General features: G+C 56.5%; 15 protein-coding genes. 11 read left to right on the top strand and 4 right to left on the bottom strand.

Features of this window, described 5'->3' with window-relative positions; genetic code table 11:
- Positions 1-28: 28 nt before the first annotated feature.
- Genes MF134_RS23625 through MF134_RS23615 form a run of 3 tightly spaced genes read left to right on the top strand, consistent with a single transcriptional unit; the run spans position 29 to position 710 of the window.
- Positions 29-157, top strand: coding sequence for a type II toxin-antitoxin system RelE/ParE family toxin (locus MF134_RS23625; RefSeq protein ID WP_369695456.1), 129 nt, complete (start codon positions 29-31; stop codon positions 155-157).
- Positions 158-175: 18 nt separating this feature from the next.
- Complete coding sequence (locus tag MF134_RS23620; RefSeq protein WP_255341850.1) at positions 176-496, top strand: HigA family addiction module antitoxin; 321 nt, start codon at positions 176-178, stop codon at positions 494-496.
- 7 nt (positions 497-503) lie between these two features.
- Positions 504-710, top strand: coding sequence for a hypothetical protein (locus MF134_RS23615; RefSeq protein ID WP_255341849.1), 207 nt, complete (start codon positions 504-506; stop codon positions 708-710).
- Between the two features lie 36 nt (positions 711-746).
- Here the strand turns inward: MF134_RS23615 and MF134_RS23610 are convergent, their stop codons facing one another.
- On the bottom strand, positions 747-1,100 hold the full coding sequence (locus MF134_RS23610) for a hypothetical protein (protein ID WP_255341848.1): 354 nt from the start codon (positions 1,098-1,100) through the stop codon (positions 747-749).
- A 93-nt stretch (positions 1,101-1,193) separates the two neighbouring features.
- Here MF134_RS23610 and MF134_RS23605 point away from each other — a divergent pair, with 93 nt between their 5' ends.
- Positions 1,194-1,604 (top strand): hypothetical protein, encoded by a 411-nt coding sequence (locus tag MF134_RS23605; RefSeq protein ID WP_255341847.1) that lies wholly within the window; start codon positions 1,194-1,196, stop codon positions 1,602-1,604.
- Positions 1,605-1,800: 196 nt separating this feature from the next.
- Positions 1,801-2,172, top strand: a complete 372-nt coding sequence (locus tag MF134_RS23600) for a hypothetical protein (protein WP_255341845.1) — start codon at positions 1,801-1,803, stop codon at positions 2,170-2,172.
- 276 nt (positions 2,173-2,448) lie between these two features.
- Here the strand turns inward: MF134_RS23600 and MF134_RS23595 are convergent, their stop codons facing one another.
- Complete coding sequence (locus MF134_RS23595; protein WP_255341844.1) at positions 2,449-3,282, bottom strand: Crp/Fnr family transcriptional regulator; 834 nt, start codon at positions 3,280-3,282, stop codon at positions 2,449-2,451.
- 47 nt (positions 3,283-3,329) lie between these two features.
- On the opposite strand from MF134_RS23595, the gene MF134_RS23590 reads away from it, so the two are divergent.
- Both MF134_RS23590 and MF134_RS23585 read left to right on the top strand, forming a co-directional pair.
- Positions 3,330-3,572: a DUF6894 family protein gene (locus MF134_RS23590; protein ID WP_255341843.1), complete on the top strand. Its 243-nt coding sequence runs from the start codon at positions 3,330-3,332 to the stop codon at positions 3,570-3,572.
- 105 nt (positions 3,573-3,677) lie between these two features.
- The gene (locus MF134_RS23585; RefSeq protein ID WP_255341842.1) at positions 3,678-4,319 is read left to right on the top strand and encodes a tyrosine-type recombinase/integrase; all 642 of its coding nucleotides are present in this window, start codon (positions 3,678-3,680) and stop codon (positions 4,317-4,319) included.
- 442 nt (positions 4,320-4,761) lie between these two features.
- On the opposite strand, the gene MF134_RS23580 is transcribed toward MF134_RS23585, so the two are convergent.
- The gene (locus tag MF134_RS23580; protein WP_255341841.1) at positions 4,762-5,226 is read right to left on the bottom strand and encodes a helix-turn-helix domain-containing protein; all 465 of its coding nucleotides are present in this window, start codon (positions 5,224-5,226) and stop codon (positions 4,762-4,764) included.
- A 62-nt stretch (positions 5,227-5,288) separates the two neighbouring features.
- The gene (locus tag MF134_RS23575) at positions 5,289-6,896 is read right to left on the bottom strand and encodes a type IV secretory system conjugative DNA transfer family protein (RefSeq protein WP_255341840.1); all 1,608 of its coding nucleotides are present in this window, start codon (positions 6,894-6,896) and stop codon (positions 5,289-5,291) included.
- Positions 6,897-7,074: 178 nt separating this feature from the next.
- Here MF134_RS23575 and MF134_RS23570 point away from each other — a divergent pair, with 178 nt between their 5' ends.
- The 4 genes from MF134_RS23570 (at position 7,075) to MF134_RS23555 (ending at position 10,920) form a co-directional block, all read left to right on the top strand.
- The gene (locus MF134_RS23570; RefSeq protein WP_255341839.1) at positions 7,075-7,431 is read left to right on the top strand and encodes a MobC family plasmid mobilization relaxosome protein; all 357 of its coding nucleotides are present in this window, start codon (positions 7,075-7,077) and stop codon (positions 7,429-7,431) included.
- Complete coding sequence (locus MF134_RS23565; protein ID WP_255341838.1) at positions 7,421-9,256, top strand: relaxase/mobilization nuclease domain-containing protein; 1,836 nt, start codon at positions 7,421-7,423, stop codon at positions 9,254-9,256. Before MF134_RS23570 ends, MF134_RS23565 begins: the two co-directional genes overlap by 11 nt.
- An 11-nt stretch (positions 9,257-9,267) precedes the next feature.
- Positions 9,268-9,792 (top strand): hypothetical protein, encoded by a 525-nt coding sequence (locus MF134_RS23560; RefSeq protein WP_255341837.1) that lies wholly within the window; start codon positions 9,268-9,270, stop codon positions 9,790-9,792.
- Positions 9,793-10,350: 558 nt separating this feature from the next.
- Positions 10,351-10,920 carry a helix-turn-helix domain-containing protein gene (locus MF134_RS23555; protein ID WP_255341836.1) on the top strand — a complete coding sequence of 190 codons (570 nt, stop codon included), beginning with the start codon at positions 10,351-10,353 and terminating at the stop codon, positions 10,918-10,920.
- Positions 10,921-11,332: the final 412 nt, after the last annotated feature.

Genomic DNA, 11,332 nt, shown 5'->3' with positions numbered 1-11,332 from the left:
CCCGGAGTCCTTCGCGCCTTTCCCGAATATGGGCATGCACCCCCTGAAAGGTGACCTCGCGGGCTTTTGGAGCGTCAGCGTCTCCGGCAACTGGCGGATCATATTCCGCTTCGAGGGCGAGGACCCGGCCGACGTCGATCTGGTCGATTACCACTGATGAGAAGGAGCGAAACCCATGCCTATGTTTGACCCCCCGCATCCTGGCGAGATCGTCCGCGAGGAATGCCTGATCCCGAACGGCCTCACCGTCACCGAGGCCGCCCAGGTGCTGGGCGTGTCCCGGCAGACGATGACCAAGCTTTTGAACGAGAAAGGCGGGATCACCCCGGAAATGGCGATCCGCTTGGAAAAGGCGTTCGGCGGCGAGGCGGATTTCTGGCTCAAGCTGCAAACCGCCTTCGATCTCGCCCAGGCACGCCGCCACCAGGACGAAATTACCGTGACCCGCTTTGTGCCGAAGGCCGCGCCCCAGGACCAGCAGCCGCGCCTGGTGTGAGGCGGCCGTGACCGGCGACAACGTCACCCGGCTACATCGCCGCGTCATCACCCTGAAAAGCGGCCAGCAGGTCGAGATTCCGGACGATGCCGAGGGACGCCCCATCGAGGAGGTGTTTTCACATGTGATCGGCAGTCTCAAGGGCGCTCTGGTCTATGAGATCGGCGGTCGCCGCTACATCGCCGTGCAGGACGAGCCTGACAACAGCCGATGATTTTGCTTGGCAGACTCAAACCCTAAATATAAAATATTATATGTAATTGTAAGTGTAGTTACCCGCGTATCGACATCCATCAAAGGACATATTACAATAGTTTCTACCAATTTCATTTCCTGAAACTGAAATTATCATAGGAATATTGCCGCCAACATCCATTTTAACGGTAACCGTTCTTGGGCATCCCGTATTATCAACAATAACAACAAGCTTGTTATAGGTTCCCGCTTTTTCTATCCGTGTACTGACACGAGGCGCACCGCAGAAGCCGCTCTGAGCAATTTCAATGGAATAATCAGAAGGTGATGCACCAAAAGTAAGGTTGGGATAACTCGCTGAAAAAGCTAGAGCTCCAAACAGGACTGCGATCTTTGAATTTATCGGCACTATTATTCCTTTCCGTCGCCGGAAATAAAACACATGCTTGACCGAGACATTATCATGGCTCAAAATTAAATCAATACATATGGAGATTCATTGATGGCACGTAGCCAGAAGCTCCGCTTCCTAGCGGTCATATTTGCAGTCGCTATGTTATCTCATGCAGCAGAGGCGAGGCCGTTCGGTGACGTATCCGCCGATCCTGTAATGCCCGTAGGTGTATACACGGATGGAGGAATAAAGAATTTTCTAGCTATAACAGAGACTGAAAGTTCTGGTGACAAAGAATTCGGCGGAGTATTTGCTATAGATGGTCGTCATGGACATTTTGGTAAATTCTTCTCATATCAATGCTATGATAAAGATCCAAATTTGACCGCACTTATTATGAGAGGCGAGGTAAGATGCATATATTTTATAAATAATGGCTTTAAGTTTGTTGACACAGGGCGAAAATTTACATGCATGGATTGTAAAAAAATTAGACTTATTATTAAGCAAATAAAATAGAGTATGTAATAGATCGCATATAAGAAAAATTTTGATTAGATCGTGGTCGATGAGGCAAAGCAAATTTCGAAGCCTTGCCATGGACGACAGGTTGACGCTTGAAAGGGTGAAGCGGCGGATAATTGAAACAGAATTCGCAATTCCGTTGCTGCTGGCTATGACATAGGACCCGGTGGAACGATCCGAGGAACGAAAAATGCAGATCGTACTTGTGGACTGGCTTATACATCTCGATCATGAAGATAAATTCAAGGACTACTGGAAAACAGCAGTGCCTGTTGAAGACCGCTCAAAAATGATCGGAGAGTTTTTAAGTGAGCCGACAGGTCGCGAACAATATCCTTGGATTACATGGGAATTAGAGAAATCAGAGGCTAAGAGATTTATTAATGTTGGGCTTTGGGCTGATGCCGAGGCGTTTCACGAACAGATTGGCAGATATTTTAAGCCAGACGGTAACAAGCTTGATTTTGAATTTGTAATTCGGCGTCGAGCGTTGTTGACACCAGCATGTTGGCGCATGGGTGATTGGCCGCTTCCGATTCATGATAGCGAGGGGGTGCTTTGATGATGAAACAGAATTGCGAATTCTGTTTCAGAAATTGGCCTTTTGAGAAGAATGGGCAATCCTGTAGACTCCCGATGACCTGCGGCCTGGTTCTGTGATTTCGAGGGTGGCGAGTTTATCGGCCCATCGCGCAAAACCCTTTTCCACAAGCCCGAGAGCAGCATTCCGATTTTCAGGCTGTTGCGGGCCATCTCGGAATATTTGGTCAAGCAATACGGCTTCTTCGGCCGTAAGCACTGGTGTGTCTGGCATAACGTATCTTTTCAGCTGATGGCCCTAGAAAGGGCCCCATTTGGGGAGAGGGCACGTCAAGTGCAGATAGTCGGGATCAAACCCGGCAATACGTTGGAGCTCCGGCCAATTGTGGATGGTGAGGACCTGATGACGGAAGTCGACAATACCGGCGCGGCTGAAATCCTGCAAAGTTCGGTTGATAGTAACGTATGTAAGACCTAGAGCATCTGCTAGTTCATTCTGGGTTACCGGTAATCTCACTTGCGATTTATTGCCAAGCTGAACGATTGAAAGACGCGCCATCAGTTCGCAAAGAATATGCGCAATCCGTGCCGGGGCTGGTTTACGCCCAAGAGCGGTAACCCATTCCCTGAGAATAGCTGCATCAATTAGGGTTCTGCGCCACAGGGCGTCGGCCACCCCATAATTTTTCCTTGTAAGGTCACGCAAAGCTCCGTGCGGGATGAAAGCCAGCCGAGCTGGTGACAGTGTGGCTAAGGCATGGTCCATTCTTTTCAGATGGAGGCTTTGCAAGTCTGGAAGGTCGCCGGGGACGTTAAAGGCGACAATTTGGCGGCTGCCGTCCACTAGAATCCTGTACCGAAAGGCGAAACCCTCAAGAACAAGGCAACAGCGAGTGGGGTGATCCCCCTCGTGAACGACCTCATAGCCTTTATCGACTTCCTGCTCGATCATTGGCAGTTCGAGTAGTTGTCGAATGCCTTCCTCAGCAATTTCGGTCGTACTGCGCAGATTCCTGATCAGAGGGCGATACCGTATGTGGGCTTTCATTTTTTCCTCAGGCTCAGAAAACACCGCTTCACTAAAGCAATCTATTTCAGAAGCTAGCGAGAAATTTTCCTTGCAACCTAACACGTTAGCAAGCTGTTTCGGCTTGAACCAAGGAGCCGGCAGCAGTCCATATGCCGATATTTTTCTTTGATACCGCCGAAGACGGAAATGAGGTTCGAGACGAGGTTGGTATCGATTTGGATCCTCAATCCGTCGAGAAACTCGCTCTAGCTGGCATGTCGGATCGTGTTTGCGAATTGCTGCCGGAGGGCCGGATTCAGGAATTTTGCCTCAAGGTCCGAGACGAAGAGGGAAATCAGATTTTTAAGGTGCTGCTCACCTGCCAAACCGTTCGCTCGATAGGCAACGATTGACCTCTCGTATCATGGCTCCGATGGTTATCGGGGACAATATAGCTGATCTTTTCGAACCATCTTCTCGAAATAATTCAGAAGCTGAGGTCGACCCCGCAGAGGAGAATGAGTGAAGGCTCCCTGCTTATCTTTGCTGCTCGCTTTTTGAAACACTTTCACAGTATTCTGTTTCAAATGACCGACCTCATCGACCCGCAGGGCAACCGCCTTTATCTGACCGCCGCCGAACGCACGGCCTTCCTCACGGCCGCCGCGAAAGCGCCGCGCGAGGTGCGATCCTTCTGCGAGGTGCTGCACTTCACCGGGTGCCGGATTTCCGAGGCCTTGGCGCTATCGGTGAAGCGGATCGACCTGGAGGGGCAGGCACTCGTCTTCGAGACGCTGAAAAAGCGGCGCACGGGCATCTACAGGGCCGTTCCGGTTCCGGCCCGGCTCCTTGATACCCTCGACCTCGTGCACGGCGTCAGAGAGGCCCATAAGCGGCGCGGCGATCCGCTGCTATGGGATTGGAGCCGCACGACCGCATGGCGCCATGTGAAGGCCGTCATGGAGACGGCGGGGATCAGCGGCCCCCATGCCAGCCCGAAGGGTTTGCGTCATGGCTACGGTGTGGCCGCCATCGGTGCAGCGGTGCCGCTCAACATGCTGTCGAAATGGATGGGACACGCCACAATTGAGACGACGGCGATCTATGCGAATGCGCTTGGCGAAGAACAGCGGTCAATCGCCGAACGTATGTGGAGTTGATAACGCGACAAAGCGCTTGATTGGCGGGGGCGGATTCCGGCACAATCGGAAATGCGGAACCCGGGGACGGATAGTCCGCGCACGAAGTAGACGGCCCTCGCCTCCACCGGCAGGGCCGTTTCTCGTTTAAGGTCTACTTTGTGCCCTGTATCCTCGGGGGTCCGGGGGCAGACAGCCCCTGGCAACGCGCGAAGTGCGTTTCTGTATAGACAGCATAAGATTTGACTTATGAATTTTATTTATTTTATTTTTAAATTATGAAACTTGAAGAAGAATTTTATAAAGCTGTTTTTGCTATGCCAACGCTGTTGAATGTTATTCCGACGATTGAAACGGTTGTGCCAACAATTGAAAGCGTTATCCCGACAATCGAAAATGTCGTCCCGACACTTGCCGGTATATACGGCCCGCGTTGGGCCGAGGACGGCCCGTAAGCGCGTTGTCAGGCGCTTCGCTTACCGAACCACCCGAAAAGACCCGTAGGCCGCTCAGCGGCCTTTTTTTCGGCTTCGCTGCGGCGATCCTCGATCAAGCGGACGTTGGCTTGTTCCGCTGCCAGCCGCTTTTGCATTTCCGCGAACTGGTCGCGCCACTGGTCCCGGTCCTCGCGCAGATCGTCTCGCTGGCGCTCGACTTCGCCAAGGAGGCGTTGCAATCCGTCGAGTTCAGCCCGCAAGCGGATGGCATCGAGGGCGTTCGCGGTCGTTTCCGATTGTTTGACGGGGGCGTTTTCCGGGAGTTCGACGCGGCGGGTGCTCATCCACCTTTGCAGCTCGGCCGGGTCGATCCGGTAGGACGTACCGACGCGATCATGCGCGGAAAGATCGCCGCTTTTCAGGGCTTTGTGGATCGTGGACTTTGCCACGTCCGCTTGTTTGGCCGCTTGGCCGAGGGTGTAAAAGGTCATGGTTCGAGATCGTTTTCTGAAAGGGTTTTTCGAACCATGAGCCGCGAACGGTTAATACATCCTTAAGCTTTTATGATTTTCTCGTACATGGTGTGAATTAAAAACAGAAATGCAAGATATAAGATAAAACCAACTGCCCAGTTGATATTAGATGATAGAATAAATTGCCCCCATGGCCATGCTAGTGCAATGCAAACACCAGAAATAACCATACTACCGAAAGAATTGTTTTTCTGATTAGAAATATTTTTCGGTGGAGATTCATAAGGTCGGAAATATGGGGAGAGATGAATTTTTATAGCTGTCCCGTGAATAATTATAATAGAAGAATCAGCCACGACATCATTATATTTACGAACAGTCATAGCAACATTTTCAGGGGGCAAGCGTGGCGATCCGATGCGGCGCGCGTCGTGTTGAAATTTACTCATCTGATTTTCAAATTCATTTTTTAGAAAAACATCGGAGTCTTTTTGGAAGAAAACGCGCTGAGGGGGCATGCCGATTTCGGCAGGTGTCCAGTTGCCGAGTTGCTTGGAAATATATTGAAGCGTCAAAGCATCGGTATTTCCGAAATAAATGTGGGCATCGGCATTGCCGAAGAAAGTTTCAGCGCCTTGAGGGCCATATAGTTTTTGAAGCTGGCCGAGGTCTTGGAGGAACGGCCACAGGTGTACGCCGTAACCGGGCATAGACCCGGCCCCGCTCTCGATTTCTTCCATCTTCCCGAGGCTGAAAAACTCATCGAGGATGAATAGGCAATCTTTGCCTTTGAGGCCCCCGCGTTCCATTTCGCGCAGGGCGCAGCGGGTGAATAGCCGCAGGTAAGTCGAATGGGTCCGCATCATGCCCATGGGCAAGACCAGAAACACGGACGTATCGCGGTTTTTGAGGTCCGAGAGGCGGAACGTCGAGTGATCGAGGGTCGCGGCGATTTCCGGGCTGTCGAGCCATTCCGTTGCTTGCACGGCTTTGCCGATAGCGTCTTTTTCGACGCCACGGGATGCCGTCAGGCCTCTTTCGAGGACGGCCGCGCCAGACTGCGCTAACCCGCCGAACGCCTCACAATCCCGCATCATTTGGGCATAGCCGTAAAGGCTGATTTTCTCGCGGCCGTGCTTGTCCGTTTCACCTTCCGGATATTCGTCGGCTCGCGTCAGAATTTCCCGCACTGTGCGGAAGGTCCGTTCTTCCGGCGGGACGCACTCGATCACATAGGCCATAATGCCGGAAAGGATCGACCGCGCCGCGTCCACCCAATCCATATGTCGGGGATCGTGAACCTTGATGAGCCCTTCCGCGATCACCTGAATATCCTCGCGTCCGCCCATTTTCCCCGGCTCGATGCCGTCGAGAGGATTGAAGGCCGCGCGGAGCCGATCCGGCACTTTTGAGGCTCGGAAAGGATCAAGGACATGGACGGCTTGGCCGAGTATTTCCCGCTGCTGCCATGAGGCATCCGCGTTTTCGCCCTTGGGGTCGATGCACAGGAGGTTATGGGTCCACCGGCGGCAGTTCGGGATGATGAAGGCCGCGCCTTTGCCCGACCGTGACCCGGCAATGGTGATTGCATGGCGGTCTGTCTCGATGCCGATTTCTTGGCCCTGATCGTCCACACCGAGGAACAGCGAGCCGGGACGGTAGAGGTAGGCGCTTGGATCAGCAAACACAGCACGGCCTTCTATGGAGGGGATATTGAGACTTATGCACCGAGTCATCTGATTGCACCTTAAAGGGGCTTCATCTTCTGCGCACTATGGGTTAGGGAAATTGAGAGGAACAAGCTATGTTTTTGCCATGCAAAAACGCTCGTCAGGGGCCACCCCCCGAACCCCCACAAGGTGGCGAATGACACAGACGATGCGGACAATCGGCAGGCCGAGGAAGGCGAAGAACGAGCGGCGCGACGAGCGCTTGCCCGATATTCGCGTGACGGCCGCCGAGCGCGCCTATGTCGAGGAGCAGGCCGCGCAGGCGGGCATGTCTGCGACCGAGTTTTGCCGCCGTGCAATCCTTCGTCAGAAAGTGACGCCGCGCCGATCAAGCGTCGATGATCGGGCGCTTTTCGAATTGAATCGCGTCGGCGTGAATCTTCACCAGATCGTCAAGGCGCTGAATTTTCGGCAGGGCACCCCCACCGATATTGTGGAGGTGTTGGCAGAAGTCCGTTCGGCCGTCGCGAAGGTCGCGGCCGATGGTCCCTGACATCACCAAGCCAGGACACAGCTTCCAAGGGGCCTTGGCCTATTACCTTCACGACAAACGGCAGGACGCGACGGGACCTCACCCGGAGACGGCCGAGCGTGTCGCGTGGACAGAAACCCGGAATCTGGCAACCGACGATCCGCAGCTTGCCAAGCGCATCATGATTGCCACGGCGATGCATGCTGACGAGCTCAAGGCAGCGGCCGGGCTGAAAGCCACGGGGCGGAAGAGCAAGGCCCACGTCTATTCCTATAGCCTGGCGTGGCACCCGGATGAGGCCAAGACTCTCGACCGGGCCGAGATGCTTCGTGCCGTCGATCAATCGCTCAAGGTGATCGGCGCGGACGGCCATCAAGCGGTGATCGTCGCGCACACCGACCAAAAGCACCCGCATGTGCATGTGGTCGTCAATCGAGTGAACCCAAATGACGGCCGGATGCTGTCCACCAGCAACGACCGCCTGAAGCTGTCCGATTGGGCGAACCGGTACGAACGCGAACGGGGGCAAATCTTGACCCCGGCACGTGAGGAAAAGCGGCAGTTGCGCGAGCAGTTTGCCGACCGGGCGGCGCGTTCGGCCTATGCGGCCGAAAAACGCCAGGAGAACGAACGGAAACCCCGCGCCGAACACTCGCCCGCGCGGATGCTCAAGGAGTTCCAGGAGCAGCAGAGGGCGCAGCATCGGCAGGAATGGCGGGACCTCTCCTCGCAAAACAAGGACGCCCGGAGCCGGATTTATGACCATCACCGGGAGCGGATCGGCCGCGCAGTAGCCCGCCATAAGGCGGAGACGCGGCCAATCTGGGCCGAGTATTTTCGGGAGCAGCGCGAGGCCCGCCGTTCGTTCGAAAGCCGCGAAAAAACACTTAGGGGAACGATCCGAAACGCCTTGGAAACGACTGTGCATCAGCAGGCAACGGGACAGATCGAGGGCCGTAACCTTTTGGCTGCGACGTTCAGCAATGCGCTGTCATCACAAGCTCGCCGCGCAGCGTTCGAGGATCGGGCGAACCTCACCCGGCAGGAGTTGGGGCAACGCCTGAAAGCGGCCCTCGATACCGAGGTGACTGTGATCAAGGAGCAGCGCACGGCCGCCCTCACCCGTCAGCGGGAAGCGTTCACAGGCGCGCGGGCCGAACTGGTCGAAAAGCAGAACGGCGAACGGGCGAAAACCCGCGAGGCATGGCGTCAGTTGAACGAACGGCGATCCCGTGACGAGGCCGAGAAGGCCCGCCGTATCGCCGTTCTTCGGCAACGCGATCAACGCCGCGAACATCAGCGACGGCTTGAGGAATCGCGCCGCAGGCTTGCATCGAATTACTCCGCCCCCGATGCTATCCGGCGAGTGCAGAAAGCACCCGCTGCAATGGAGCAGAAGCCCATGCCGGACCACCTGAAACCCGAGAACGTGAAGCCGTCGCGGGAGACGTTCACCCGTTCGAGCCAAAGGCCCGAACCCGTGAAGCCAGTCGAGACGGAAAAGCGCACCGTGTCCGTGCCGACGCCGCAGCTTGTGCCGCGCGGCATGCCGCATCCGCCCGCAAGCCGCGTGGTCGAGGTGCCGAAGAAAACACCGGAAAAACAGCCTACCGAACGAACGGAAACCCCCTCAAAAACACCTTCCCGGCTCGATTGGGCGAAGCCGAAGCAGGATCAAGCGCCGACCTGGTCGAAACCCGCCGTGCCCGAGCAGAACAAAGGCACGAGCCGGGCCGACTGGCAGGAGGCCGGGAAGGAGAATGGGACGGCGGCCGACTGGCGAACGCCCTCGAAGCCGATCAAGCGGCTACCGCCGCGCGACAAAGACCGAGATCGAGACCGATAGGAGGCGCGGCCGTGGACAAAGAGCGATATCAAATCAGAGGGGAGACGTGGCAGCGGAATAAGCGCCATGGCGCGGCGGAACCCGAGAAAGAACGTCAGTTTTTCAAAGAGATCGGGCAAGCCGTTAAAGATCATTACGAGCGCGGCGGTGATCCTGCTGCCATCGAGAAAACCTTGCGTTTTTATGCCGACGAGCGGGACAGACTGGACCCGCTGAAATGGCGGCAGGAGGTGGACGAAAAGGTAGCCGTGCTTTCAGGTCCGGGGCGGCCGATAAGACAGGCCGAAAAGCTTGCGCCTTTGTCGGAGCGCGTTGAGGCTTGGAACCGGAACCCATCTAAGTCTTCAAAGTCGCAGGCGGCCACGAACCGTGCGGTCGAGGCGAGCAACCGTCGCACGGCCGAGATTTCGGCGGAGACGAAGAACGCAGACAGTTACACGAAGACGCTCGATAAGCCGCTTGGCTGGGCCACCACCGCGGCGAAAGTTCTGAAGCGGCTACCGCCGCGGGACAAGGACCGCGATCGGGACCGCTGACGACCGCCCTCGCTTGGTCGGCAAGCCGACCAGGCGCGGCCGTGCCAGCCTTCATCCAAGGCGCAGATTTTCCCTGGCGAGGATCCGCGCGGAGATCCCGCCACCGGACTCGCTTTGCAGATCCGGGCCGAAAATTCCCAAACCTTAAAATTTCTTTTCGTAAAGGCGCGACTCTGGCACGATAGCCGAATGTGCGCGGGGGATTCGCTCGCGCTTCACTCACCAAAGCCCGGAGGAATCTAGGCCCAGAAATACGAAAACCCGCCGAATGGGCGGGCCTCATATCCGGGGACAACCCGGGAAACTGTATTTCGTCGCTGTTTTCAGTTTCCCAAAATTCCCGGCCTTTTGCAAGCAGATTCTTGCCACGGGATCGCTTTGCCAAAATTTGACGCCCCGCCCCTTCGGCCGACAGGTCCGAAAGGGGGACGCATGCAATTACTAGGGGACATTCTCAATCAGCCGACACAGCAGGGACGGCGGGGCGCACCCGTGCGCCGTCAATCCCGCGCGAAAGGGCGCGAGGGGACATTCTGGCGGCCGACGACGCGCCAGGACGTGCGCCAGCTCGTCCTGGCCGCACGGCGCTATGACATGGCCGGACGCCAGGGCGGACAGCGCAACGGCCCGCTTGGTCACGTCGCGCTCGAGGTGCTGGATTATCTCGCCAACCTGATCGACTTTCGATCCGGGCGGCTCGATCCGGCGCTCGAGACAATCGCGGCGAAGATCAACCGCTCGAAATCCGCCGTCGTCGATGCGCTGAAAGCGCTTCGTCAACACGGCTTTCTCGACTGGCTGCGGCGTTACGTGCCGACTGGCAGCGAAGGACGCGGCCCGCAGGTCCAGCAGACGAGCAACGCCTACCGGCTTTTCCTGCCGGCAGCGGCGCGCCGGCTACTTGGCCGCTACGGGATGCCGGCGCCGGCGCCCGACGATCACGACCACGCCAGGCAGACACAGGCGGCCGAGGTCGAGGCCATGCGGGCAGGCCTGCCGAAGAAAGAGCGGCTTTTGTTCGACATCGAGAAAGGGCCGCTAGAGGCCGCGCTGGCCCGGTTGATTGACGCCCACGAGCGCAGAGAACAACGTGAGTCCGGCAAGGCGGCTGAATCCATGTCTAACTGATATTCTTATGCGGAAATCGCCCTCACCGGGCGATTGAGTTTTCCGTTTCCTCTCGATCCCGACCATCAGCTTACCGCCGTGCTCGCTCCACCATAGCCCCGGCTGCGCCCACCCACGCCTAACGGCGCGGGTCCCTGCGGCTCGCCGCCCCTACGGGGTAAAGGGCTATGCCTCCACTGCGCGCGACGGTGCGCTTGAACTATCGGGACGAGGGGCATCAGTCTTGCCGCGCCTAACGGCGCGGGTTCGATACGCCTCCGGCGGATCGAACAAGGGGCAGACCAGGAAGAAACTTGCAGCAGGCCGTTGCGAGAAAACCGAACGACCGCACCCGGCCGAACGGCCGGATCGTCTGCAAAAGGGGCTATGATAAAAAGTCTTGACAACTGACACTTGTCAGTTTACAGTCACT

The organism is Jiella marina (genome assembly GCF_024359545.1).
In the GTDB taxonomy this organism is placed as follows: Bacteria; Pseudomonadota; Alphaproteobacteria; order Rhizobiales; family Rhizobiaceae; genus Jiella.
Note: the sequence above shows the minus strand (reverse complement) of the source record. Positions and strands in the feature narration are given on the sequence as shown.

What these genes read in the sequence shown, in the direction of transcription:
- MF134_RS23625 (WP_369695456.1), top strand. Translation starts at nt 29, where the DNA reads ATGGGCATGCACCCCCTGAAAGGTGACCTCGCGGGCTTTTGGAGCGTC.
- MF134_RS23620 (WP_255341850.1), top strand. Translation starts at nt 176, where the DNA reads ATGCCTATGTTTGACCCCCCGCATCCTGGCGAGATCGTCCGCGAGGAA.
- MF134_RS23605 (WP_255341847.1), top strand. Translation starts at nt 1,194, where the DNA reads ATGGCACGTAGCCAGAAGCTCCGCTTCCTAGCGGTCATATTTGCAGTC.
- MF134_RS23600 (WP_255341845.1), top strand. Translation starts at nt 1,801, where the DNA reads ATGCAGATCGTACTTGTGGACTGGCTTATACATCTCGATCATGAAGAT.
- MF134_RS23590 (WP_255341843.1), top strand. Translation starts at nt 3,330, where the DNA reads ATGCCGATATTTTTCTTTGATACCGCCGAAGACGGAAATGAGGTTCGA.
- MF134_RS23585 (WP_255341842.1), top strand. Translation starts at nt 3,678, where the DNA reads ATGAGTGAAGGCTCCCTGCTTATCTTTGCTGCTCGCTTTTTGAAACAC.
- MF134_RS23580 (WP_255341841.1), bottom strand. Translation starts at nt 5,226, where the DNA reads ATGACCTTTTACACCCTCGGCCAAGCGGCCAAACAAGCGGACGTGGCA.
- MF134_RS23570 (WP_255341839.1), top strand. Translation starts at nt 7,075, where the DNA reads ATGACACAGACGATGCGGACAATCGGCAGGCCGAGGAAGGCGAAGAAC.
- MF134_RS23565 (WP_255341838.1), top strand. Translation starts at nt 7,421, where the DNA reads ATGGTCCCTGACATCACCAAGCCAGGACACAGCTTCCAAGGGGCCTTG.